This window comes from Aquabacterium sp. (assembly GCF_049274795.1).
In the GTDB taxonomy this organism is placed as follows: domain Bacteria; phylum Pseudomonadota; class Gammaproteobacteria; order Burkholderiales; family Burkholderiaceae_C; genus Aquabacterium.
The window spans coordinates 29,244-52,331 of sequence record NZ_JBASTH010000037.1; the positions used below are offsets into that span (position 1 = coordinate 29,244).

Genomic DNA, 23,088 nt, shown 5'->3' on the forward strand with positions numbered 1-23,088 from the left:
CGAAGGGCGCCAGGGCCAGGGCCCTGGGCACCGATCGTGCCGATCGAGCACTGCTGGAAATCAGTCCTTCTTGACTTCCTTGAACTCGGCGTCCACCACGTTGTCGTCGGCAGGGCGGGCCTGCTCGGCACCACCGGCTGAAGCGGCATCGGCACCGGCCGCACCCGCTGCGCCAGCGGCACCCTGGCCCGCCTGCATGTCGGCATACATCTTCTCACCCAGCTTCTGGCTGGCCGTCATCAGGGCGTTGGTCTTGGCCTCGATGTCGTCCTTGTCCTCGCCCTTGAGCGATTCCTCGACATCCTTGATCGCGGCTTCGATCTTGTCCTTCTCGTCGGCTTCCAGCTTGTCACCGTACTCGGTCAGCGACTTGCGCACGCTGTGGACCAGGCCTTCGCCCTGGTTCTTGGCCTGCACCAGTTCGAGCTTCTTCTTGTCCTCGGCGGCGTTGAGCTCGGCGTCCTTCACCATCTTCTGGATCTCGTCTTCGGACAGGCCCGAGTTCGCCTTGATGGTGATCTTGTTTTCCTTGCCCGTGCCCTTGTCCTTGGCGCTCACGTGCAGGATGCCGTTGGCGTCGATGTCGAAGGCCACTTCGATCTGGGGCACGCCGCGCGGTGCGGGCGGGATGCCTTCGAGGTTGAACTCGCCCAGCATCTTGTTGCCGGTGGCCATCTCACGCTCGCCCTGGAACACCTTGATCGTCACGGCCGGCTGGTTGTCGTCGGCGGTGGAGAAGGTTTGCGCGAACTTGGTCGGGATGGTCGTGTTCTTGGTGATCATCTTGGTCATGACACCACCCAGGGTCTCGATGCCCAGGGACAGCGGGGTCACGTCCAGCAGCAGCACATCGGTGCGCTCGCCGCCCAGCACCTGGCCTTGAACAGCGGCGCCCACGGCCACGGCTTCGTCAGGGTTGACGTCCTTGCGCGGCTCCTTGCCGAAGAACTCCTTGACCTTGTCCTGCACCTTGGGCATGCGGGTCATGCCGCCGACCAGGATCACGTCCTGGATGTCGGCCACGTTCACGCCAGCGTCCTTGATGGCGGTGCGGCAGGGGGCGATGGTGCGCTCGATCAGCTCTTCGACCAGGCTTTCCAGCTTGGCGCGGGTCAGCTTGATGTTCAGGTGCTTCGGGCCGGTGGCGTCAGCGGTGATGTAGGGCAGGTTGACGTCGGTCTGCGTGCTGTTGGACAGCTCGATCTTGGCCTTTTCGGCGGCTTCCTTCAGGCGCTGCAGGGCCAGCACGTCCTTGGACAGGTCGACGCCCTGTTCCTTCTTGAACTCGCTGATGATGTAATCGATGATGCGCTGGTCGAAGTCTTCGCCGCCCAGGAAGGTGTCGCCGTTGGTGGACAGCACTTCGAACTGCTTTTCGCCATCGACGTCGGCGATTTCGATGATGGACACGTCGAACGTGCCACCACCCAGGTCATACACGGCGATCTTGCGGTCGCCGGCGCCGTGCTTGTCCAGGCCAAAGGCCAGGGCCGCAGCGGTGGGCTCGTTGATGATGCGCTTGACATCCAGGCCGGCGATGCGGCCAGCGTCCTTGGTGGCCTGACGCTGTGCGTCGTTGAAGTAGGCGGGCACCGTGATCACGGCTTCCGTCACTTCCTCACCGAGGTAGTCCTCGGCGGTCTTCTTCATCTTGCGCAGGATTTCGGCCGACACCTGCGGGGGGGCCAGCTTCTTGTCGCGCACCTGCACCCAGGCGTCGCCGTTGTCGGCAGCCGTGATGGTGTAGGGCATCAGGTCGATGTCCTTCTGGACTTCCTTCTCGGTGAACTTGCGACCGATCAGGCGCTTCACCGCGTACAGCGTGTTGCGGGGGTTGGTGACGGCCTGGCGCTTGGCCGAAGCGCCGACCAGCACTTCACCGTCTTCTTGATACGCAATGATGGACGGCGTGGTGCGCGCGCCTTCGCTGTTCTCGATGACGCGGGTGGTGTTGCCTTCCATGACCGCCACGCACGAGTTCGTGGTGCCCAGGTCGATGCCAATGATCTTGCCCATGTTCGGTAATCTCCTAAAAGCGGGGTGGCTGCGCTGAGGCTGCCGGTTGTCGTTGTACTTGTGAGTGTTTTGGGTGTTTTCAAGCCCTTTGCAGGCCTGAAAACGCGGTTTTTCTGCTTATTTCGGCGCAGCCACGGTGACGAGGGCGGGGCGCAGCACGCGGTCGGCGATGAGGTAGCCCTTCTGCAGCACGCCCACCACGGTGTTGGGCTCTTGATCGGCCGGAATCATGCTGATGGCCTGGTGCTGGTGCGGATCGAACCGGGTGCCGGCGGCGGGGTTGATCTCGAGCACCTTGTTGCGTTCGAGCGCGGCGGACAGCTGGCGTAGGGTGGCGTGCACGCCTTCGAGCACGGTGGCGGCGGGCGCATCGGGCTGGGCCACGTGGGTGGCGATGGCGGCTTCCAGGCTGTCCTTCACGGGCAGCAGGCTGTCGGCGAAGGACTCGACCGCGAACTTGCGGGCCTTGCTGACCTCTTCGTCGGCGCGGCGGCGGGCGTTTTCGGTCTCGGCCTTGGCGCGCAGGTAGGCGTCGGACACTTCGGCGTGCCTGGCCTGCAGCTCGGCGAGTTGCTGTTCCAGGGGCAGGCCCGCGTCGTTGGACGGGGTGCCGGGCACATCAGCCGGATCCGGGTAGACGGGTGTGTCGCTCATCTCGGTGTCTTTGGAAAATTGGAAAACCCTGCGCATATCAGGGCGGTTCAAACCCCTTCAAGGGGGTGTCTGGAAGAAAAAACGGCCATTTTGTAACAAAAATGGCCGATGGGTCAGGGCAATTTGACCAGTTCTACCCGGCGATTCTTGGCCCGGCCTTCCTCGGTCCGGTTGTCGGCGACGGGGCGCTCCTGCCCGTAGCCGGCGCTCTTGAGGCGGGCGCGCTCGATGCCTTGCCCACCACCGCCTCCAGCACCGAACGGGCCCGCTGTTCCGACAGTGTCTTGTTGGCGGCTGGCGCCCCGACATTGTCGGTATGGCCCTCGATGGACACTTTGAGCGCTGGTCGGGCACGCAGCAGGCCGACGATCTCCTGCACGGTGCCGTGCGAATCCGGCTTGATGTCAGCCTTGTTGATGTCGAAATTGATGTACAGGGTCAGGAAACCGGCCTTGTCCAGTTCGTCCAGCATCTTCTGGGCGCTGACCACCTGCGCGCCGGCATCCTGCTGCACCACCACCAGCTTGTAGCTCAACCAGTTGCCGTCCACCACGGCGCTGTCGCTGGTCAGGTGCCTCCATACATCCTTGCCGTCGATCGACAACTGGGCGGTAACACGGTCGCCCAGCGTGGTCTTGGCGGGATCCTGCAGCAGCTTGCCGCCGATCTTGGTCACAGCGTTGGCGTAGTTGGCGGCGATGTACTTGGGTGAGGCGCCCTGGGCCGCTGCCGGCACCTTGTAGACCACCACGTTGACGAGGCCCATCACCTGTTGCTGGCCACCCGGCCAGCGCATCACCACGGCATCGTTGCTCTTCTTGCAACTGACGATGCTGTAGCCCGGGATGCGGTTGGTGAACAGGGCCGGGTCGGTGCAGCCGGCGGCATCCTTGGCGTGGACCGATGGCAGCAGGCTGAAAGCCAGGGGCAGGGCCAGTGCGATGCTGGCGGCCAGTCGTTGAAGCGTCATGGGTGCTCCGGTCAAGAGGATCGGGGGCGCCCAGGACTTCAGGCGAGTAAAAAGAGGTGCGGGCAGTTTAGCAACCGCCGCCGTAGGACCAGAGGGTCAGCCTTGGCCCTTGTCCACGCTGGCGGACCAGCGCTGCCAGTCGACCAGATCACGGCGGTCGCGCTTGGTAGGGCGGCCTTGCTGGATGGTGTCGGCAGGCTCTACACCCTGGCGGCGCTGCTCGGCGTACTGCTGGCGACGCTGGATGCTGTCGGGCGTCTCTGTGTAGAGCAGTTGGGCTTGCGGGGCAGGCCCGCGAATGGCGCTCAGGGCTTGCACGACCACGGTGCGCACGAGCCCGCCGGCCTGGCGCATGTCCACCCGATCCCCGGGGCGCAGTTCGCGCGAGGCCTTGGCCACCTGTTCGTTGACCTGGATGCGCCCTTTGTCGATGTCTTCGGCGGCCAGGCTGCGGGTCTTGTAGAAGCGGGCGGCCCACAGCCATTTGTCCAACCGGACACGCTGGGGCGCGGTGACGCCGACTTTGTCGTTCATGCGCGACTCATGGCTTGTGGTTGCCTTGATGCCTGGCCCACCAGCGGCCCAGGCCCGATGTCATACGCGCCTTGGTCAGGCGCTGGTGCTGCTCATTCTCAAAACGTCTTCCGGAGTGCCGTTCGATCTGGTGCAGCCGCCATCCCTGGCCGAGCGCACGCCCCAGCGGCCCCGCGCACAGCCAGGCCGTTCCTGCAAAAACGCCCAGGGAGGCTGCCAGCACCAGGGTTTGCTGGGGCAGTAGTTCGCGCAGCCATTGGTAGAGCAGTACCGACAATCCGCCGATCAACGCCGGGGCAATGGCCCAGCGCCCGTCATGCGGGGCCGTCTCGCCCCGCCGGATCAGGTGCCGGCGCAGGTCGATGCGGGTACCTGGCCAATCGAGCGCCCTGGCTGTGGGATCGATGACGGCGCGCCGTGCATGGATGAGTGCGCCGAGCACCAGAATGACCGTGAGCGCAGCAGCGATCAGCACACTGCGCCACATGGGTGCCATCGCATTGGTCTGGACCAGCGGCGGGAGCATCAGCGCCCAGGGCAGCACCATCGCGATGAAGGCGGACAGGCTGGCCACCTGCTGGAAGCGGCTGCCCCACGGGGACACCCAGATGGCCTGCTGCGCCAACAAGAACAGCAAGGCCATGACCAGGCCTGTGATGGCCAGCACCAGTTCGCCCGAGCGCAGGCCGTGCGACCACAGGGCGAAACCCCAGCCGAACAGGGCCATGCCGGGGGCTGACCATGCCAGTCCCCGGAGCTTGCTGAAATCGTCGGGCGGGTGAAGCATGTCAGCGAAGCAGTTCGCGCGCCTTGGATTCGGCCATCTCGTCCATGCCTGTGGCGCCCCAGGCGATCTGGGCCACCAGGCCGGCCGCGAGCCCGAGCCCGATCACGATCACCGGCCAGCCGACGGTGGACACCACACCCACGGCCACCGCACCGGCAACGAACCCAACGAGGTTGCCGCTCTGGCTCTTGGCCGAACGGACGGCAAAACCCTTCCAGTCGACTTCGACTGAGTTGTCGGCCCAACGGGCACTGGCACCGAAGTCCAGGACAGCGCTGGGGCCGAAAGCCAGAACGCCTCCGCCGACCTTGCCGGAGGCCGCACGCAGCAACCGGTTGGACTGTACCCGGGTATCGGCCAGCGCGGCTGTGGCTTGTCCCATGCGCTGCATGTCGCGAGCACCTACCCGCATGGCGCTGAACTGTCCACCAGTCTTCGAAATAAAGAGCGAAGGTAGTGATGCAACACGGTCATGGGCAAGCTCCTGACTCTCGCGATCATGCGGGCCCCTTTTCGCAACTGGCCGCCCTTGCCGATATTGCGGGGTTCAATGGTGATGCGGGGGCTGAGGCGGATGGTGCCCGTCTTCGCCCCGGAAATCAGCGCCTGAAAGCCGTTGCGGGCTTGTCGCTGCCACGCGGCGCGCAGGGCGGCCTCGTTCAGGGCAGAGGCATTGCCGAGGATGTCGCCTCTCCCATAGAGACTGTCGCCCGTGGCTGACAGCAGTCGATTGATGGCTTGGTCATCTTTGGCGGCCGCTGGCAGCTGCTCCACAGGGATGCGCGATGCCAGCAACAGGGCTGCCTGATCCGGGTTGGTCTGTGCCAACTGCATGGCCAAAGCCCGCGTGACGAGGCCATCCAGTTCGAAATCGCCATTGAGCACACTGGGAAAGGCGTCGATGGTGCTGACCTGGCAGGCCATGCTCATGGGCATGTACCCCTGTGACATGGGTGATGCGAGGAGCCGGTCGAGCGCACTGCATTGACTGTAGGCAAGGCGTTCGGCCGCTGTGGTTGGCGTGCAGGATGGCTTGTGGGGCATGGCGGAATTTATCTGACAAGCGCCATGGTGCCAGAGCCTGCGGTTCAGGAGGCCGGCGGTGCCTGGGTGGCAGCCTTGCGCACCGCCCAGCGCGCCGGATCCATGGCATCTCGAAGCGCCAGGTCCACTGGACAAGGGGCGCCAGTGATCCAGTGCGCCAGCAGGCGTCCGGCCAGAGCCGCCCAGGTGATGCCTCGCGAGCCCAGGCCGCCGATCACATGGAGGCCGCCGTGCTCGTCACGCAGGCGCGGCACCTTGCGAACCTGGTCCGGCCAGGGTCGCCCGCCCAGGGTGCTCAGCTCAGGCATGACGGCGAGCGTCCCCACCAGCGGCAGGCGGTCCGGCGTGCTGGCCCGCCAGCCGACGCGGCCGTGCACCGTGGCCGGAGCGATGGCGAGATGGTCCGGCAAGGCACCCAGCCTGGCCGCCTGCTGCAGGTTGTGCTGATGATCCGCCCAGCGCACGGCTGCATGAGCATCGTGGTGGTGGCTGGTCGCACCGCACAACAGGCGCCCATCAGGCAGTGACAGGACGTAGCCAGCGCCTGCCACGGGCAGGGCGGGGAGCTGTACGTGCGCGCTGGACAGCCAGCTGACCTGGCCGCGGATGGCTGTCACAGGCAGCGGCGCGGCTTTGACGTCGGGCCCGAGCTGCTTCAGCAGATGGGGCAGGGCGGTGGCACTGGCCAGCACCGCGTGAGCCGCCTCGGCCAGCCATTGTCCTTGCCGACCTACCGCCTGCCAACGGCCTTGCGGGGTGCGCAGCAGTTGAGTCACTTCATGGCCCATCTGTCGGCGCAGCAGGCCTGTGGCTTCGGCCTCTTCCAGCAGCACGCGCACATAAGCGACCGGGTCCAGCCACCCGCCCTGTCGGAACAGCCAGCCGCCGCTGGGCACGGTCAAGCCTGCGAGCTGGCTGGCCTGGTCCTGTGGCAACCAGGTCACATGATCGTCAGGCAGCCCGAGGTGTGCCAGCCGGGCCATGGCCTGGGACGTGTCCAGGCGGGTCTCAAGCCGCAGCAGGCCATTGCATTGCCCGGAAAGCCGGCCCTCATGGAGCCACGGCGCCACCAGCGCGGACGTGGCCATTGCAGCGGCACGGTGAGCGCGTGCGTGCAGGCTGTCCTGGGCGTGCACGATGCTGTGGAAAAGCCCGCCGGGGTTGCCCGAGGCTTCCTGCGCCGGGGCCGCGTGTTGCTCCAGCAAGGTCACGTGCCATCCCTCTCGCGTCAATGCCCAGGCGGCGGCGGCGCCTGCCAAGCCTGCACCGACCACGAACGCTTCGCGCAGCGCTTCAGAGGGGACGGCCCAGTGCCCTCCCGGCAGTGGCGCAGGGATATGGCGCGGCGTGAATCGGGCGTGGAGCATGTCCCGTTTGCCACCAAAGCCGGGCACTTTCTCGACCGTGAACCCGCCCTGGGCAAGTGCGTCGCGCACACCGCGTGCCACGCTCCAGGTCGCCGCCGTGGCGTGGGGCGCGGCAAGGCGGCCGAGCCTGCCAAGCAGTTCCTCATTCCACATGTTCGGGTTCTTGGCCGGTGCGAAGCCATCCAGGTAAAAGGCGTCAACCGAGGCCACCAGCGATGGCAGGATGTCTGCGATATCACCCAGAGCCAGCAGCAGGGTAACGCCGTGCCGGGACGAGGTGCCAGGCAAGGCCTGTTCGTCGAATTCCAGTGTGTGCAGCCCCGGCGTCAGCGGCGGCCAGGCGCGGCACAGTCGTTCGGCCAGATGTTGATGCTCTTGCTGGTGCTCATGCGCATCGCATCCTGGCTGGCCGGCTTGGGCATGGATTTGGGCGAGGTCCTCGGGACGAAGCGGATGCTTTTCGATGGAGATGACCACGAGCCGAGTACACCGTGCCGGATCGGCGCGCCAGGCGGCCCAGGTGGCCAGGAAGTTGTTGCCCAGGCCGAAGCCGGTCTCCAGGATCACGAAGCGATCACGCCCCTGCCAGCGCGCGGGCAGGCCATTGCCGCCCATGAAGACATGCCTCGCTTGCGCCCAGGCCCCGGCGGCCGTGTGATAGACGTCGTCGTACTGCGGAGAGTAAGGCACCCCGGCGACCTGAGCCGAGGGGCTGTCACCCAGCTGGGCCGGGGAGATATTGCGGGAGGGCATCCGCCATTATCGAGGGCACGGCGGTGCCCCAGGCTGCTCTGTCGGGCCTTACTGCGCCACCCAGCCGCCGTCCACGTTCCAGGCCACGCCCCGCACATTGCTCGCGCCAGGCGAGCACAGGAACACCGCCAGATCACCCAGTTGCTCAGGCGTGACGAACTGCAGCGAGGGCTGCTTCTCGCCCAGCAATTCCTTCTGGGCTTGCTCCACACTGATGCCTTCCTTCTCGGCGCGGGCCTCGATCTGCTTTTGCACCAAGGGGGTGAGCACCCAACCGGGGCAGATGGCGTTGCAGGTGACGCCGGTGGTGGCGGTTTCCAGCGCCACCGACTTGGTCAAGCCGACCAGGCCATGCTTGGCCGCCACATAGGCCGACTTGCCCGCGGAGGCCACCAGCCCGTGCGCCGAGGCCAGGTTGATGACGCGGCCCCAGTTCTTGGCGCGCATGCCCGGCACGGCCAGACGGGTGGTGTGGAAAGCTGAACTGAGGTTGATGGCGATGATGGCGTCCCACTTCTCGACCGGGAAATCCTCGACGTTGGCCACGTGCTGGATGCCGGCGTTGTTGACAAGGATGTCCACGCCCCCATATTCCGAATCGGCGAACTTGAACAGGTCGGCGATCTCGCTGGGCTTGGACATGTCGGCGCCGTGGTAGCCCACGCGGATGCCATGGGCGCTGCCGGCCTGCAACACTTCGGCCCGGGGCGCATCGGCATCGCCAAAGCCGTTGAGAATGATGTTGGCACCCTGTGCCGCCAACTGCCGCGCGATGCCCAGCCCGATACCGCTGGTCGAGCCAGTGACGAGGGCGGTTTTTCCTTTCAACATGCAGGCCTCCTACAGGTCATAACAGACAATCAAGACTTCGGGCCATTATGGGCCGACGACACGGACCTCAGCATGAATCAAGCCATCAACACTGTTGCCGGTACGGAACCACGACTTGAGTTCGTTGACTGCCCCGGCGCGAGCCTGCGTTCTCCGGACAGCCACCGCATGGCCTACTGGTCCTGGGGCGATGCAGCCAACCCGCGCGTGCTGGTCTGCGTGCACGGGCTGAGCCGCCAGGGGCGTGATTTCGACGTGCTGGCACGTGCCTTGAGCCAGCACTACCACGTGGTCTGCCCCGACGTGGTCGGACGCGGCCAATCCGACTGGCTGGCCGATGCCAAGGGCTACCAGGTCTTCACCTACGCCAGCGACATGGTCGCGATGCTGCGCCAGGTGCGCGAGGCCAAGGGCCTGGCATCGCCCATCACGGTCGACTGGGTGGGCACCTCCATGGGCGGCCTGATCGGATTGGGCCTGTCGACGCTGCCGTCGGAGGCCTCGGGCGTGCAACTGCGCCGCTTCGTGCTCAACGATGTGGGGCCGCGCCTGCGCATCGAGGCACTGCAGCGCATCGGCAGCTATCTGGGCCTGCCCAAGCGCTTCGCCACCGAGCAAGAGGCGGCCGACTACCTGTGGAGCATCTCCGCCGGTTTCGGCCCGCACACGCCCGAGCAGTGGCTGAGCCTGTCACGCCCCTTGCTGCGCGTGGACACCGCCAGCCACGACAGCAGCCTGATCCTGCACTACGACCCGGCCATCGCCGAGCCCTTCAAGACCATGACGGCCGACAGCGCCAGCTCCGGCGAAGCCATGCTCTGGCAGGTGTATGACGCCCTGCGCTGCGAGGTGCTGCTGCTGCGTGGCCAGAACTCAGACCTGCTGGATGCGGACACCGCCCGCCAGATGACCGAACGCGGCCCGCGTGCCCGCCTGATCGAATTCGCCGGCGTGGGCCATGCGCCCACCCTGATCGCGCCTGACCAGGTGGCGGCCGTGGAGGGGTTCCTGCTCGCATGAAGACCGGTTTCCTTCAACCCACCGTGCCCGGGCCCGAGCCCGCGCCGGGCGGGGACGCCCCGGCGGCCATCGTGGAGTGGGCCGATCTGGCCCCCACGCCCGGCGCCGCGGGCCATGCCGATGGCGAGCAGTTGCTGGCCCGCGCACGCGCCTTTGCCGAGCCGCTGCTGAGCCATCAGCGTTTCGACACGGGTGAGCACGCGCTGCACCATGCCGATGGCGTGGCCGTAATCCTGCGCGGCATCGGCGCGCCGCCCGCGCTGCAGGCCGTGGCCTACCTGATCTACGCCAGCGAATACCTGACGCCGGCTGAAGAAGTAGTGGCCCGCGCCTTCGGGCAGGACGTGGCCGATCTGGTCGGCGCCACGCGCAAGCTGGTGCAGGTGCAGCGCAGCGCGCGCGATGCGCTGGGTGACCAGGCTGACGGCCCGTTGCCGGCCGAACAGGTCGAGCGCATCCGCAAGATGCTGCTGGCCTTCTCGCGCGACCTGCGCGTGGTGCTGCTGCGCCTGGCCTCGCGCCTGCAGACCCTGCGCCACTACGCTGAGACGAAGCAGCCATGCCCCAGGGCCCTGGCGCGCGAATCCATGCAGGTGTTCGCCCCGCTGGCCAACCGCCTGGGCATCTGGCAGATCAAGTGGGAGCTGGAGGATCTGTCCTTCCGTTTCCTGCAGCCGGACACCTACAAGAGCATCGCCCGCATGCTGGACGAGACCCGCGTGGCGCGCGAGCGCAGCGTGGAGGCCGCGCGCCAGCGCCTGCAGGACACCCTGCGCGCCGCCGGCATCGACGCCCAGGTGCAGGGCCGCCCCAAGCACCTCTACAGCATCTGGAAGAAGATGCAGGGCAAAGACCTGCCCATCGAGCGCGTGTTCGACGTACAGGCCCTGCGCGTGATCGTGCCCGACGTGCATGCCTGCTATGAGGCGCTCAGCCGCGTGCATGAGCTCTGGCGCCCGCTGCCCGATGAGTTCTCCGACTACATCGCACGCCCCAAGGCCAACGGCTACCAGTCGCTGCACACCGTGGTGCTGGACGACGCGGGCCGCCCGATCGAGATCCAGCTGCGCACCCAGTCCATGCACGAGCATGCCGAAAGCGGCGTGGCCGCGCACTGGGCCTACAAGGAGGCCGGTGCCAAGGGCTATGCCGGCGTGCAGGCCGCGGGTGACTTCGAAAGCCGCGTGGCCGAGGCCCGCAAGACCGTGCTGCGCCAGTTGCTGGCCTGGGAGCGCGACCTGGCCGAGGCCGATGCCAGCCAGGGGCAGGGCGGCACGGGCCTGTTCGAAGACCGCATCTACGTGTTCACGCCGGACGGCACCATCATCGACCTGCCCGTGGGCGCCACGCCGGTGGACTTTGCCTACACCGTACACACCAATCTGGGTCACCGCTGCCGTGGCGCGCGTGTGGACGGCGTGATGGTGACGCTCAACACCCCGCTGCACAGCGGCCAGACCGTCGAGGTGATCGCCGCCAAGGAAGGCGGCCCGTCGATGGACTGGCTCAACCCCGAGCTGGGTTACGTACGCAGCCCACGTGCGCGTGCCAAGGTGCGGGCCTGGTTCAATGCGCTGGCGCAACAGGCCACCATCGCCAAGGGACGTGAAGCGGTCGAAAAACTGCTGCAACGTGCGGGCAAGACGGCGGTGAAGCTGGATGATCTGGCCACGCAGCTGGGTTTCCGCAGTGCCGATGCGCTTTTCGAGGTGGTGGGCAAGGACGAATACTCCCTGCGCAACATCGAGGCCGTGCTCAAGCCGGCGGAGCCCGCGCCCGATGCCGATCAGTTGATTGCGCAAAGGCTGCTCAGCCGCAACGATGCAGCCGCCGCGCCGGCATCCGGCAAGGGCGTGCTGGTGGTGGGCATGGATTCGCTGCTCACGCAGCTGGCGCGCTGCTGCAAGCCGGCCCCAGGCGATGCCATCGGCGGTTATGTGACGCGGGGCAAAGGCGTGGCCGTGCACCGGGCCGACTGCAGCAACCTGCGTCAGATGGCCGGGCGGCATCCGGAGCGGGTGATCCCCGTGGCCTGGGGCGCGCAGCCTACCGACAAGAGTGGCCAGTACGCGGTGGATGTGCAGGTGGAGGCGCATGACCGCCCGGGCCTGCTGCGCGATGTGTGCGATGCCTTCGCGCAAGGCAAGGCGCACGTGTCGGCCATGCAGAGCCAGAGCCACCGGGATCACGTCACCATCACGCTGACGGTGCAGACGTCCGACACGGCCCGCCTGGCACCGGTGCTGAGCAGGGTCGGGCAGGTCAATGGCGTGATCCGTGCACGGCGCAAATGACACATCAGCGCGAAATTTGCGAAGGCGCACGAAATCGTGCTATAGTCATGGTCTTCCAGGCGCGTAGCTCAGCTGGTTAGAGCACCACCTTGACATGGTGGGGGTCGTTGGTTCGAGTCCAATCGCGCCTACCAAATACAAGCCCAGAAAGTTCATGTGAGCTTTCTGGGCTTTTGGTTTTCTGGGGCCCGGTTTGCCCTCTCAGTCCTTGGCCCTCAAAGAGCCTCGCGCCTCAGCCTCGCGACCGTTTCAGCGTCTGCGAGGGCAGCTCTCCAAAACGCGCACGGTAATCGGCCGCGAACTGGCCCAGGTGGCCAAAGCCCCAGCGCAAGGCCACTTCCGTGACGGTGGTATCCGCCTTTGACGGGGACAGCAACGCCGCACGCACATGCTCCATCCGCAAACGGCGAAGGTGTTCCATGGGCGAGCGCCCCCGGTAGCGCTGAAAGCCCGCGTACAGGCTGCGCACACTCACACCCGTGTGGCCGGCAATCGCTGCCACCGTCAAGGGTTCCGCCGCGTGGCTGGCCATGTAGTCCTCGGCGCGGCGCACGAAACCCGGGGCGATCTCCGCCGGGCCGTCGATGACGTGGCGCTGGTTGTGCGGCAACAACTGCAGCATGGCCAGCAGCAAGGCCTCTTCAACACGGGCGGCCAGCAGAGGCTGCTCAAGCAGGTTGCCTTGGGTGGCCTCGTCGAACAGCCAGCCCAGCATGGTCTTGAGCGAGGCAAGCGCAGGCGAGGTCAGCGGCACCGCCGGTTCGAAAGCCAGTTCAGTGCGCGGGGCATCCGGCCCCCACTGGTGCAGCAGGCGTTCCAGCGCTTCCCGCTCGATCCGCACGAAGAGCTTTTCGGCGCCGGCCTCGTGGCGCATGTAGAAGCGCTGGGTCGGGTTGATCAGCGTACCGACGTCGGGCGTGGAATCCACCTGCGAGCGGCTGGCATGGATGGTCTCGCTGCCCTTCAAGGGCCACTGCATCAGGTAGAACCTGTCGAGGGCACCGGGGTCGATGTCGACAGTAGCCCCATAGCTCAGCCGCCCCAGGCCGATGTGGCGGAGCTGGCGGTAGTACAGGCGCGTGTCCAGGGCCTGCCGTGGGCCCACCACCCTCAGGTCGTGGTCGCAGAAGACGCGCCCGCCCTCGTGCCGCACTTCGTCCAGATCCTGTGAGACGAGGTGCGGGTGGCGTGCCAGAGGGGCCAGGGCGATGGCGTTCATGCGCGGCCTCCCAGGAAGGCCGGCGGGGCTGTCAGCGCGTGGCCAGCTCCACGTAGCGGCCGTCCGAATGGAGCAGGGGCAGGCAGGGGCCTTCGGCCAGGCGCAGCGCGCTGATGCGCCCGATGACCAAGGCGTGCGTGCGTCGCCAGACGATCTCGGCCACCTCGCAGTTCATGGCCACGGCCGCATCGCTCAGCAGCCACACGCCATTGGGTGTGCAGTGCCAGTCCGCCTGCGCATAGCGCGCCTCGCCCTGGCAGCCGTCGCGTCCGGCAAAGCGGTCCGCGATGGCCTGCTGTGTCCTTGTCAGCAGGTTGACGCCAAAGCGCCCCGAGGCCTGCAGCAGCGGGAAGGTGGACGAGCCCGGCTGCACCGACACCATCAGTTCCGCAGGGGCGGCCGACAGCGACACCACGGAGGTGGCCGTCAGCCCGGTGCGTTGTGCGCCATGGGCGGCCGTGATCACCCAGATGCTGGCCGCCGTTCGACGGAAGGCCTGCCGATAGGCCCCCGCATCGGGCGCCAGCAAGGGCGCCTGTGCGTTCAGGACAGGTGAAGACATGTCCATGACTCAGCGCAGCCCTCGTTCGGCCAGCTTGGGCAGCACTTGGTCCCGGAAGTACGGGAACTCCTGCACGTAGTCCAGGAAGGACAGCGTGGTGCCCCGGAAGCCCGCTGCATGCAGCGCGGCGATGCCATCGGCCACCTGTTCGGGCGTGCCCACCAGCGGGAAGCCGCCGTGCCCTGTGGCCATGCGCTCGCGGATCAGGGCCAACAAGTCGTGCGGGAAGCTCTGCGCATGAGCAAACTGCAGGTTCACCAGGTTGTCCACGGCGCCCCAGTCGGCGTTGTCCAACTGGCGCTTGAGCTCCGCCCGGGCTTCGGCCTCGGTCGGGCGGCACACCACGTGCGAGAAGGTCAACACGTCCACCGGTCGGCCCATGGTCTGGCTTTGCGCCTTCAGGTCGGTGATCTCGCCCTTGGAACGGTCCAGATCGATGGCCGGTGTGAACAGGAAGTTGGCGTTGCGCAGCGCGAACTCGCGCCCCAGGCCAGAGCCTGCCGCGTTGAAGATCGGCGGGGGCAGCACCGGATGCGGCAAGCCGTAGCTCTTGCGCGTCTTGAAGTACTGGCCGTTGAAGTCGAAGGGCTGGTCTTCCGCCCACAGCCGGCGCACGAAGTCGAACCACTCCTGGGCGTAGCCGTAGCGTGTCTCGTGGTCTTCCGGCAGCGTGAGGCCCAGCGCCTCGTACTCCGGCTTGTTCCAGCCCGCGACGATGTTCAGCCCGATACGGCCTTGACTCACCTGCGACAGCGTGGCGATCTGCTTGGCCACGGCCAGCGGGTGGTTGGCGGTGGTGTGCACCGTGGCGAACACGGAGATGCGTTGGGTGCGGGCGAGCAGGGCGGCTGCCCAGGTGATGGTCTCCAGCACGTTGCCGTGGAAGTCCGTCTCGCCGCCGTAGCCCACCCAGCGCGCGATGGGCAGCATGAAGTCGATGCCCGCGTCGTCGAGCAGTTCGGCCAGACGCAGGTTGTTCTCCCAGGTGGCCTGCCAGCGCTCCGGCAGCTTGGAGACGGTCATGCCGCCGGAGCAGTTGGATGCGAAGGTGCCCAGCAGGAAGCGCTGATGGTCCAGAAAGGGGTGTGCTTGCGCCATCGTCGATGTCTTTCGCCGTGTTGACCCGGTGCTGCACCATGCGGCACCGCTTGGGTTCACGATAGGCAAGGGCCTGATAGGGCGCTATCGGCGAAGTGCAGACAGTGTCGTTACAGTGCAGAAAGATGAGATGGGAGGCCATGACCATGGCCGAGATCTTGCAAAAGATCCCAAGGGCGGACTATCCGAATCCCGCAATCCATCCCTTTTTGTCGGGGTGGTGCTTCTCAACGCGCCGGGGCGGTCGGGCGTGTCTTGTAGAACTGCACCGGCGACGCCGGCACGTGGTTCAGCACGGATTTCTTCATCTTGCCGACCACGTGCATCTCGCAGGGCTTGCAGTCAAAGCGCAGGGTGAGCTTTTCCTTGCCGTTGACGAGCACCAGCGGTTCGGCCTTCACGGTGCCCTGCACGCCTTGCACGCCCTTGGCCTGCTTGGGGCACAGGCTCAGCGAGAAGCGCACGCAGTGCTTGGTGATCATCAGGCTGACGTCGCCCAGCTCCTCGTGGCTCTCGTAGGCGGCTTCGATCACCTTCACGCCATGGCGCGCATAGAAATCTCGGGCCTTGTGGTTGAACACATTGGCCAGGTAGCTCAGGGTGTCTTCCGGGTAGGCCACGGGGGGCTCGACCGGGGCGGCGCGCTTCAGCCGTTGCCAGGCGTCCAGGCGGGTTGCTTCCAGGCTGATCAGGGCATCGCGGCGCAGCTGGTTGATGCCGGAAGCCGGCACGAACCAGGGCTGGGCTGTGCCGAGCTTGATCTCGTGCGCTTCGAAGATCGTGTTGCCCAGCTTGCCCAGGTTGTCGCGCAGGCTGCTCAGGGCCTTGTCCGCGTTCTGCGGCGCCTGCTTGTCCAAAGCCGCCTGCGCCTGGCCGACATGGCCATCGTCGTCGTTGATGCTCAAGTGCAGGCCATCAGCCGTGTCGCTCAGCGTCATCCACACGCCGATGCGGCGTTCGGACGACTTCTTGGTCAGCGTGTGCTCCCAGGAGCGGTCACGGTTGCGGTTGATGGCCACGCCGGGCTTGAGGTCGGGCAGGGCCTCCATGTCTTCGTTGGGGTGCACACGCCACAGCCGGCCGGACTGGCCGATGGGCTCGGCCGTGTTTGCCTGCACGCCGATCAGGTCGCGCGTGAGCGTCACGTAGTTCAGCCCATCGCCGTTGTGGATGGCGCCGGCCTGCATCGGGTCGATGGCCACGTCGAACCAGGTGGGCCCCACCTTGGCCACTTCACCAATGGGCAGGCCCAGGTGCTTGGGTGAATCGAAGGCGCCGATGTCGTCCTTGCGGCCGTTGACGAAGTAATCCGTGCTGCCACGGTTGAAGTTGCGCTCGGGCTCCGGCTCGAACAGGAAGGTGGTGCGCCCGGACGATGTGGCGCGCAGGGCGGGGCGCTCTTCCAGGATCTCGTCGAGCAGGCGGCGGTAGTGGGCGGTGATGTTCTTCACGTAGCCCATGTCCTTGTAGCGGCCTTCGATCTTGAAGGACGTGATACCGGCGTCGATCAGCGCGCGCAGGTTGTCGCTCTGGTTGTTGTCCTTCATGGACAGCACGTGCTGCTCGTAGGCCACCACCTGGCCCTTGTCATCCAGCACGTTGTAAGGCAGGCGGCAGGCCTGCGAGCAATCGCCCCGGTTGGCGCTGCGCCCGGTGTGCGCATGGCTGATGAAGCACTGGCCGCTGTAGGCCACGCACAGCGCGCCGTGGATGAAGAACTCCAGCGCGCAATCGGTGCTGGCCGCCACGGCCTGGATCTGCTTGAGCGTGAGTTCGCGCGCCAGCACGATCTGGCTGAAGCCCACATCCTGCAGGAAGCGGGCTTTTTCAGGCGTGCGGATGTCGGTCTGCGTGCTGGCGTGCAACTGGATAGGGGGCAGGTCCAGCTCCAGCAGGCCCATGTCCTGCACGATCAGTGCGTCGACGCCAGCCTCGTACATCTGCCAGATCTGGCGGCGGGCAGGCTCCAGCTCGTCGTCGCGCATGATGGTGTTCATCGTCGCGAAGATGCGCGCGTTGTAGCGGTGGGCGTGCTGCACCAGGCGCTCGATGTCGGCGATTTCGTTGCTGGCGTTGCTGCGCGCCCCGAAGGACGGGCCGCCGATGTAGATCGCATCGGCCCCGTGGTTCACTGCCTCGATGCCGATGTCGGCCGTGCGCGCGGGCGCAAGCAGTTCAATATCTCGGTGGCGGACAAGGGACATGGCAGGACAGTGAGAAAATCCAGGCGCGAAAGTTTAACGAGTTGCCCTCGCGGCGTCCAATCCGCGCATCCGATCGGTGCGCCCAGCCTGTGCGTTCATCCAAGCGTTCCCCCTCGTCCATACCCCGCCCGCCCGCGGCATCGGGCCAGCGTTTCGACCGTCTGGACGCCTTGCGCGGCACCGCCCTGGTGTGGATGGCCATCTTCCATTTCTGCTTCGATCTGAGCCATTACGGCGTGATCAACGCCGACTTTTACCGTGATGCGGTGTGGACCACCCAACGCACGCTGATCCTGTCCACCTTCCTGCTGTGCGCTGGTGCAGGGCAGGCCATTGCCTCGGCCCAGGGGCAGAGCTGGGCGCGCTTCTGGAAGCGCTGGGCCCAGGTGGCGAGCTGCGCCCTGGCCGTGAGCATCGGCAGCGCCTTCATGTTCCCGGACAGCTTTATCTATTTCGGCGTGCTGCACGGCATGGCCGTGATGCTGATCATTGCCCGGCTCAGTGCACCGCTGGGGCGCTGGCTGTGGGCTTTGGGCGCTGTCGCGGTGGCCCTGCCGCATTTCGTGCAGCATCCCTTCTTCGACACACGCTGGACCAACTGGGTGGGCCTGGTCACCGCTAAGCCCATCACCGAGGATTACGTGCCCGTGCTGCCCTGGCTAGGGGTGATGTGGTGGGGCCTGGCCGCCACGCAGTGGCTGCTGGCCCGCCACCCCGGCTGGCTGGCGGGTGCCACGGCGCCACCAGCGCGGGGCCTGGCCCTGCTGGGGCGCTGGAGCCTGACGTTCTACATGGTGCACCAGCCCCTGCTGCTTGGCGGGCTGATGCTGTGGCTGGATTTCTGGAGAACCCCTTCATGACGACGATGACGCAAGACGAGCTGAAAACCCTGGTGGGCCGCGCGGCCCTGGACTATGTGCCCCACGGCGCGATCGTGGGCGTGGGCACCGGCTCGACGGTCGACAAGTTCATCGATGCGCTGGGCGAGGCGCTCAAGGCAGATCCCGCACGCGTGGCCGGCGCCGTGTCCAGCTCGGTGCGCAGCACGGAACGCCTGACAGCCCTGGGCATCAAGGTGCAGCCCTCGGAGTCGGTGACGTCGCTGGGTGTGTACGTCGATGGCGCTGACGAGATCGACCACGCCGGCTTCATGGTCAAGGGCGGTGGCGCCGCGCTCACCCGCGAGAAGATCGTGGCCGACCTGGCCGAGAAGTTCGTCTGCATCGCGGACGAATCCAAGCTGGTCCTGGTGCTGGGCAAGTTCCCCCTGCCGGTCGAAGTGATCCCGATGGCCGCAGCCCAGGTGATCCGTGGCTTCGAGAAGCTGGGTGGCCAGGCGAAGGTGCGCGCGGGCGTCACCACGGACAACGGCAACGTGATCGTGGACGTGAGCGGTTTGAGCATCGATTCGCCGGCGCGTTTCGAGGCGGACATCAACCAGTGGCCCGGCGTGGTCACGGTGGGCGTGTTCGCGCGCAACAAGGCCTCGGTGTGCCTGCTGGGTACGCCCGAGGGCGTGAAGACGCTGACGTTCTGAGTGCGGCCAGGTCGGCCGCCAGGCGCCTTCAGGCGCCGCGGGTGGCCCACCGGTCCAGCACACCACGGGCGGCTTGACGGCCTGTGGCAAAGCAGGCGGTGAGCAGGTAGCCCCCGGTCGGGGCTTCCCAATCCAGCATTTCGCCGGCGCAGAACACGCCCGGTGCGCTCTTGAGCATCAAGCCAGGCGTCAAGCCTTCAAAACGCACGCCACCGGCAGTGCTGATGGCCTCGTCCATCGGGCGGGGGCGGATCAGTGTGATGGGCAAAGCCTTCAAGACCTGCGCCAGGGTGGCGGGATCCTGCAACTGCTCTGGCGTCAGCACCTCGTGCAGCAGCGCCATCTTCAGCCCCTGGATGCCCAGGCGGCTTTTCAGGTGGGTGGACAGGCTGCGTGGCCCGCGGGGGCGGCGTGTTTCGGCCAGCACCTGCTCGGGCGTGTGCGCGGGCAGCAGATCAAGGTGCAGTGTGGCCTGCCCTTGTGCCTGGATGGCATCGCGGATCGCGGCCGAGAAGGCGTAGATCAGGCTGCCTTCCACCCCGGTGCTGGTCAGCACGAACTCGCCCTGCTGGCGTCGGGACTGGCCATCTGGCTGGGCTGTGAAGCTCAGGGCCACGGGTTTGATTGGTTGGCCCGCAAAACGCGAACTAAGGTGCTCGCTCCAGCCAGGGCGCCCGGCGGCCGTGGGCGCGACATCGAAACCACAGTTGGCCGCCTGCAGCGGTGCTACATCGGCGCCCCGTGCCTGCAGCCAGGGCACCCAGGCGCCGTCCGAGCCCAGGCGGGCCCAACTGGCGCCCCCCAGGGCTAGCAAAACGGCATCTGTCTGGGCTGTGATGTCTCCGGTGGGGCAGCTGAACAGCAAGTTCGTGCCGTCATCCGTCCAGCCTTGCCAGCGATGGCGCATGTGAAAGCGCACGCCCAGCCCCCGCAGTCGTTGCAGCCAGGCACGCAGCATCGGCGCGGCCTTCATGTCGGTGGGGAACACACGCCCGGAAGTGCCCACAAAGGTGCCGATGCCCAGGGCTTCGGTCCAGTCGCGCAGATCCTGCGGGGCGAAGGCGCGCACCAGGGGCTCCAGATCCGCGCACCGTTCGGCATAGCGGTCCAGAAAGGGCTCCAGTGCTTCGGAATGCGTGAGGTTCAGCCCGCCGCGTCCGGCCAGCAGGAATTTGCGGCCGACAGAGGGCATGGCGTCGTAGAGATCGACCTGTGCGCCAGCCTGCGCAAGGACTTCGGCGGCCATGAGCCCTGCCGGGCCGCCCCCGACGATGGCGACCCGTGGGTTTGATGTCATGAGGGTCAGAAGCGGAAGCCGGAGGGCGCTGTTGAGGCGGGCGAGCCGCTGCTGGCCGTGGCGGCTGGTGCCTGGCTGCCTGCTGGGCCCTGCTTGGCCGGAGCAGAGGCGGCCGGCGGTGCCAGAGGCGTGGCATCAACCCACTGGTAACCAGTCAGGCTGGACTGCTTCGGATAACCCGCCGCATCCAGATAGCTTTGCCACTCCGCTTCGGAATAGCCCTTGACCTGCTGCGCGCCGATGCGCAGCACTGGTACTTGCTGGGTGTTCTCAAGGCGCTGCAGGGCCTGCACGTCGGCACTGGTCGCGACGCTCTTTTCCGTGAAGGGGATGCCGCGCTGGCGCAGGCTCTGACGACCGCTGTCGCAAGGGGTGCAATCCTTGCTGGTGTAGAGCGTGACCGGGTACTTGCTGGCCACCTGCCGCAACTCGAACGGCAAGCTGGCGTTGGAGCTGACAGAGCCGTTGGTGCGCAAGGCCTGCGCTGGTTTGTCGACAGGGGGGCGGTCGGTGTAGGTGACCTTGCCATCAGGGCCGACCACCTTGTAGAGCGCCCACGCTGGTGTAGCTGCCACCAGGGCCAGCATGAGCAGCGAAGCTGCCGCTGCGGCCTTGCCTTGTGATTGAGGATGAAGTGCGGTGAGCGCAGGGCGCTGGCGCAGAGACGTCTGGGAACGGGTCATGGTGAAATTCTCGGCAGCCAGTGATCGCATGGGCTCAATGTACCTTGCACAACGGCGCGCCCGCCCCCTGGGTTGACCCTCAGGGGCGGGATTTACATTGTCAGGCCATGCCTTGATGGCGCAGCAGGGCGTCGATGCTGGGTTCGCGGCCCCGGAAGGCCTTGAAGTTGTCCATGGCGCTGCGGCTGCCGCCGGCTTCCAGGATGGCCTGGCGGTAGCGACGGCCCACCTCGGCGTTGAGCACGCCGTTTTCGGGCGTGGCGGCCTCTTCGAAGGCCGCATACGCGTCGGCTGACAGCACCTCGGCCCATTTGTAGCTGTAGTAGCCGGCCGAGTAGCCGCCCGAGAAGATGTGCGAGAAGCTGTGCTGAAAGCGATTGAAGGCTGGCGGGATGTTCACGGCCACTTCCAGGCGCACCTCGTCGACCACCTGTTGCACGCGCTGGTCGTTGCCGGGCTCGGCATGCAGGCGCATGTCGAACAGCGAGAACTCGATCTGGCGCAGGGTCATCATGCCGCTCTGGAAGTTCTTGGCGGCGATCATCTTGGTGAACAGCTCCAGCGGCAGCGATTCACCGCTGTCCACGTGGTGGGTGAGCTTCTGCACCACGGCCCATTCCCAGCAGAAGTTCTCCATGAACTGGCTGGGCAGCTCCACGGCGTCCCATTCGACGCCGCTGATGCCCGCCACACCGATGTCTTCGACCTTGGTCAGCATGTGGTGCAGGCCGTGGCCGAACTCGTGGAACAGCGTGGTAACGTCGTCGTGGGTGAGCAGGGCGGGCTTGCCGCCGACGCCGGCCGCATAGTTGCACACCAGGTGCGCGATGGGGGTTTGCGTCTGGCCGTTGTCGGGGCGCTTCCAGCGGCCGCGCACGTCGTCCATCCAGGCGCCGGGGCGCTTGCCCGGGCGGGCGTACGGATCCAGGTAGAACTGGCCGACCAGTTCGCCCGCGCGTTCGATGCGGAAGAAGCGCACCATCTCGTGCCACACGGGGGCACTATCGGGCTTGATCTGCACCTCGAACAGGGTCTCGATCAGGCCGAACAGGCCCTTGAGCACGGTGGGCTCGGTGAAGTACTGCTTCACCTCCTGGTCGCTGAAGGCGTAGCGGGCTTCCTTGAGCTTTTCGCTGGCGAAGGCCACATCCCAGGCCTGCAGGTCGGGCAGGTTCAGATAATCTTTGGCGTAGGTGCGCAGCTCGTCCATGTCCTTCTGCGCGAAGGGGCGCGCGCGCTTGGCCAGGTCACGCAAAAACTCCATCACCTGGTGCGGCGTCTGGGCCATCTTGGGCACCAGGGACACGTCGGCGAAGTTGGCGTAGCCCAGCAACTGGGCTTCTTCCTGGCGCAGGGCCAGCAGCTTCTGCATCAACGGCGTGTTGTCTCGCTCGGCCGGGCCGAACTCGCTGGCGCGGGTGGCGTAGGCGCGGTAGAGCGTTTCACGCAGCGGGCGGTGCGTGGCGTACTGCATGACCGGCAGGTAGCAGGGCATGTGCAGCGTCAGCTTGTGGCCGTCCTTGCCTTCGGCCTGGGCGGCGGCGCGGGTGGCATCGATCACGTCCTGCGGCACGCCTGCCATCTCGTCGAGGCTGGCGTAGTGGCTGAAGGCATCAGTGGCGTCCATCACGTGCTCGGAGAAGGCCTGCGATGAGGCCGCCTGCTCTTCCTGGATGGCGGCGTAGCGGGCCTTGGCCTCGCCCTGCAGTTCGGCACCGCCCAGCACGAAGCCGCGCAGGGCGTTGTCCAGTGCGCGGGCACGCGGCGGGCTCAGGCGCTGGCCTTCGGGCGACACGACCAGGGCCTTGTACTTGGCGTACAGGCGCTCGTCGGAACCCAGGCGCGTGTAGAACTCGGTCAGGCGCGGCAGGTTCTCGTTGTAGGCGGCGCGCAACTCGGGAGTGTCGGCTACAGAATTGAGGTGCCCTACGGCACCCCAGGCGCGGCCGAGCTTTTCGGTCGTCACGTCCAGCAGCAGGGACAGCGCGTCGTAGTCAGGGGGCACATCCGGCCCGGTGACCTTTTCGAGCGCGGCCTCGGCCTCTTTCAGCAGCACGTCCACGGCGGGCGTGACGTGCTCTGGCTTGATCTGGTCGAAAAGCGGCAGGCCGGCGGTGTCAAGCAGGGGGTTTGAACTCATGGTGCCTAGCTGAAGGTAAGTAGCTGGATTTCAACGGCGGCAGCATGAAAACTGGCGCCAGGGTTGACGCCAGATTAA

20 protein-coding genes and 1 tRNA gene are annotated in these 23,088 nt (G+C 66.5%); 5 read left to right on the forward strand and 16 right to left on the reverse strand.

Annotation, left to right across the window (positions count from 1 at the left end):
- Positions 1-60: 60 nt before the first annotated feature.
- From dnaK to WAQ08_RS05680, 9 genes are all read right to left on the reverse strand, one after another.
- Positions 61-2,016: a molecular chaperone DnaK gene (dnaK, locus tag WAQ08_RS05640; RefSeq protein WP_422189836.1), complete on the reverse strand. Its 1,956-nt coding sequence runs from the start codon at positions 2,014-2,016 to the stop codon at positions 61-63.
- A gap of 117 nt (positions 2,017-2,133) precedes the next feature.
- Positions 2,134-2,670 (reverse strand): nucleotide exchange factor GrpE, encoded by a 537-nt coding sequence (gene grpE / locus WAQ08_RS05645; RefSeq protein WP_422189838.1) that lies wholly within the window; start codon positions 2,668-2,670, stop codon positions 2,134-2,136.
- 133 nt (positions 2,671-2,803) lie between these two features.
- Complete coding sequence (locus WAQ08_RS05650) at positions 2,804-3,640, reverse strand: OmpA family protein (RefSeq protein ID WP_422189840.1); 837 nt, start codon at positions 3,638-3,640, stop codon at positions 2,804-2,806.
- 96 nt (positions 3,641-3,736) lie between these two features.
- On the reverse strand, positions 3,737-4,174 hold the full coding sequence (locus tag WAQ08_RS05655; RefSeq protein WP_422189842.1) for an RNA-binding S4 domain-containing protein: 438 nt from the start codon (positions 4,172-4,174) through the stop codon (positions 3,737-3,739).
- A gap of 7 nt (positions 4,175-4,181) precedes the next feature.
- A complete protein-coding gene (locus WAQ08_RS05660) occupies positions 4,182-4,961 on the reverse strand; it encodes a hypothetical protein (protein ID WP_422189844.1) in 780 nt (259 codons plus the stop codon).
- A 1-nt stretch (position 4,962) separates the two neighbouring features.
- Positions 4,963-5,352, reverse strand: coding sequence for a hypothetical protein (locus WAQ08_RS05665; protein WP_422189846.1), 390 nt, complete (start codon positions 5,350-5,352; stop codon positions 4,963-4,965).
- An 11-nt stretch (positions 5,353-5,363) separates the two neighbouring features.
- Positions 5,364-6,005 carry a hypothetical protein gene (locus WAQ08_RS05670; RefSeq protein ID WP_422189848.1) on the reverse strand — a complete coding sequence of 214 codons (642 nt, stop codon included), beginning with the start codon at positions 6,003-6,005 and terminating at the stop codon, positions 5,364-5,366.
- Between the two features lie 44 nt (positions 6,006-6,049).
- Entirely contained in the window at positions 6,050-8,125 is a 2,076-nt protein-coding gene (gene mnmC / locus WAQ08_RS05675) for an FAD-dependent 5-carboxymethylaminomethyl-2-thiouridine(34) oxidoreductase MnmC (protein WP_422189850.1), read from the reverse strand.
- A 48-nt stretch (positions 8,126-8,173) separates the two neighbouring features.
- Positions 8,174-8,956: a 3-hydroxybutyrate dehydrogenase gene (locus tag WAQ08_RS05680; RefSeq protein ID WP_422189852.1), complete on the reverse strand. Its 783-nt coding sequence runs from the start codon at positions 8,954-8,956 to the stop codon at positions 8,174-8,176.
- 72 nt (positions 8,957-9,028) lie between these two features.
- On the opposite strand from WAQ08_RS05680, the gene WAQ08_RS05685 reads away from it, so the two are divergent.
- The 3 genes from WAQ08_RS05685 (at position 9,029) to WAQ08_RS05695 (ending at position 12,404) form a co-directional block, all read left to right on the forward strand.
- Positions 9,029-9,976 carry an alpha/beta fold hydrolase gene (locus WAQ08_RS05685; protein ID WP_422189853.1) on the forward strand — a complete coding sequence of 316 codons (948 nt, stop codon included), beginning with the start codon at positions 9,029-9,031 and terminating at the stop codon, positions 9,974-9,976.
- Positions 9,973-12,270 carry a RelA/SpoT family protein gene (locus tag WAQ08_RS05690; protein ID WP_422189855.1) on the forward strand — a complete coding sequence of 766 codons (2,298 nt, stop codon included), beginning with the start codon at positions 9,973-9,975 and terminating at the stop codon, positions 12,268-12,270. Before WAQ08_RS05685 ends, WAQ08_RS05690 begins: the two co-directional genes overlap by 4 nt.
- A gap of 57 nt (positions 12,271-12,327) precedes the next feature.
- Positions 12,328-12,404: transfer RNA gene (locus WAQ08_RS05695), tRNA-Val, on the forward strand.
- Positions 12,405-12,502: 98 nt separating this feature from the next.
- Here WAQ08_RS05695 and WAQ08_RS05700 read toward each other — a convergent pair.
- From WAQ08_RS05700 to WAQ08_RS05715, 4 genes are all read right to left on the reverse strand, one after another.
- The gene (locus tag WAQ08_RS05700) at positions 12,503-13,489 is read right to left on the reverse strand and encodes an AraC family transcriptional regulator (RefSeq protein ID WP_422189857.1); all 987 of its coding nucleotides are present in this window, start codon (positions 13,487-13,489) and stop codon (positions 12,503-12,505) included.
- Between the two features lie 31 nt (positions 13,490-13,520).
- On the reverse strand, positions 13,521-14,051 hold the full coding sequence (locus WAQ08_RS05705; RefSeq protein ID WP_422189859.1) for a flavin reductase family protein: 531 nt from the start codon (positions 14,049-14,051) through the stop codon (positions 13,521-13,523).
- Positions 14,052-14,060: 9 nt separating this feature from the next.
- Positions 14,061-15,149, reverse strand: coding sequence for an LLM class flavin-dependent oxidoreductase (locus WAQ08_RS05710; protein ID WP_422189862.1), 1,089 nt, complete (start codon positions 15,147-15,149; stop codon positions 14,061-14,063).
- Between the two features lie 227 nt (positions 15,150-15,376).
- Entirely contained in the window at positions 15,377-17,353 is a 1,977-nt protein-coding gene (locus tag WAQ08_RS05715) for a peptidase U32 family protein (RefSeq protein ID WP_422189864.1), read from the reverse strand.
- Positions 17,354-17,442: 89 nt separating this feature from the next.
- On the opposite strand from WAQ08_RS05715, the gene WAQ08_RS05720 reads away from it, so the two are divergent.
- Complete coding sequence (locus WAQ08_RS05720; protein ID WP_422189866.1) at positions 17,443-18,213, forward strand: heparan-alpha-glucosaminide N-acetyltransferase; 771 nt, start codon at positions 17,443-17,445, stop codon at positions 18,211-18,213.
- A 5-nt stretch (positions 18,214-18,218) separates the two neighbouring features.
- Entirely contained in the window at positions 18,219-18,890 is a 672-nt protein-coding gene (gene rpiA / locus WAQ08_RS05725; protein WP_422189955.1) for a ribose-5-phosphate isomerase RpiA, read from the forward strand.
- 28 nt (positions 18,891-18,918) lie between these two features.
- Here the strand turns inward: rpiA and WAQ08_RS05730 are convergent, their stop codons facing one another.
- The 3 genes from WAQ08_RS05730 to WAQ08_RS05740 form a co-directional block, all read right to left on the reverse strand.
- A complete protein-coding gene (locus tag WAQ08_RS05730; RefSeq protein WP_422189868.1) occupies positions 18,919-20,187 on the reverse strand; it encodes a TIGR03862 family flavoprotein in 1,269 nt (422 codons plus the stop codon).
- A gap of 5 nt (positions 20,188-20,192) precedes the next feature.
- Positions 20,193-20,870 (reverse strand): glutaredoxin family protein, encoded by a 678-nt coding sequence (locus WAQ08_RS05735; protein ID WP_422189870.1) that lies wholly within the window; start codon positions 20,868-20,870, stop codon positions 20,193-20,195.
- 100 nt (positions 20,871-20,970) lie between these two features.
- Positions 20,971-23,010: a M3 family metallopeptidase gene (locus tag WAQ08_RS05740; RefSeq protein WP_422189872.1), complete on the reverse strand. Its 2,040-nt coding sequence runs from the start codon at positions 23,008-23,010 to the stop codon at positions 20,971-20,973.
- Positions 23,011-23,088 lie beyond the last annotated feature (78 nt).

Coding starts and splice junctions, on each gene's coding strand:
- WAQ08_RS05665 (WP_422189846.1), bottom strand. CDS start 5,352: ATGCAGCGCATGGGACAAGCCACAGCCGCGCTGGCCGATACCCGGGTA.
- WAQ08_RS05685 (WP_422189853.1), top strand. CDS start 9,029: ATGAATCAAGCCATCAACACTGTTGCCGGTACGGAACCACGACTTGAG.
- WAQ08_RS05700 (WP_422189857.1), bottom strand. CDS start 13,489: ATGAACGCCATCGCCCTGGCCCCTCTGGCACGCCACCCGCACCTCGTC.
- rpiA (WP_422189955.1), top strand. CDS start 18,219: ATGACGCAAGACGAGCTGAAAACCCTGGTGGGCCGCGCGGCCCTGGAC.
- WAQ08_RS05715 (WP_422189864.1), bottom strand. CDS start 17,353: ATGTCCCTTGTCCGCCACCGAGATATTGAACTGCTTGCGCCCGCGCGC.
- WAQ08_RS05670 (WP_422189848.1), bottom strand. CDS start 6,005: ATGCCCCACAAGCCATCCTGCACGCCAACCACAGCGGCCGAACGCCTT.
- WAQ08_RS05730 (WP_422189868.1), bottom strand. CDS start 20,187: ATGACATCAAACCCACGGGTCGCCATCGTCGGGGGCGGCCCGGCAGGG.
- WAQ08_RS05660 (WP_422189844.1), bottom strand. CDS start 4,961: ATGCTTCACCCGCCCGACGATTTCAGCAAGCTCCGGGGACTGGCATGG.
- WAQ08_RS05735 (WP_422189870.1), bottom strand. CDS start 20,870: ATGACCCGTTCCCAGACGTCTCTGCGCCAGCGCCCTGCGCTCACCGCA.
- WAQ08_RS05740 (WP_422189872.1), bottom strand. CDS start 23,010: ATGAGTTCAAACCCCCTGCTTGACACCGCCGGCCTGCCGCTTTTCGAC.
- mnmC (WP_422189850.1), bottom strand. CDS start 8,125: ATGCCCTCCCGCAATATCTCCCCGGCCCAGCTGGGTGACAGCCCCTCG.
- WAQ08_RS05705 (WP_422189859.1), bottom strand. CDS start 14,051: ATGTCTTCACCTGTCCTGAACGCACAGGCGCCCTTGCTGGCGCCCGAT.
- WAQ08_RS05710 (WP_422189862.1), bottom strand. CDS start 15,149: ATGGCGCAAGCACACCCCTTTCTGGACCATCAGCGCTTCCTGCTGGGC.
- dnaK (WP_422189836.1), bottom strand. CDS start 2,016: ATGGGCAAGATCATTGGCATCGACCTGGGCACCACGAACTCGTGCGTG.
- WAQ08_RS05650 (WP_422189840.1), bottom strand. CDS start 3,640: ATGACGCTTCAACGACTGGCCGCCAGCATCGCACTGGCCCTGCCCCTG.
- grpE (WP_422189838.1), bottom strand. CDS start 2,670: ATGAGCGACACACCCGTCTACCCGGATCCGGCTGATGTGCCCGGCACC.
- WAQ08_RS05655 (WP_422189842.1), bottom strand. CDS start 4,174: ATGAACGACAAAGTCGGCGTCACCGCGCCCCAGCGTGTCCGGTTGGAC.
- WAQ08_RS05690 (WP_422189855.1), top strand. CDS start 9,973: ATGAAGACCGGTTTCCTTCAACCCACCGTGCCCGGGCCCGAGCCCGCG.
- WAQ08_RS05680 (WP_422189852.1), bottom strand. CDS start 8,956: ATGTTGAAAGGAAAAACCGCCCTCGTCACTGGCTCGACCAGCGGTATC.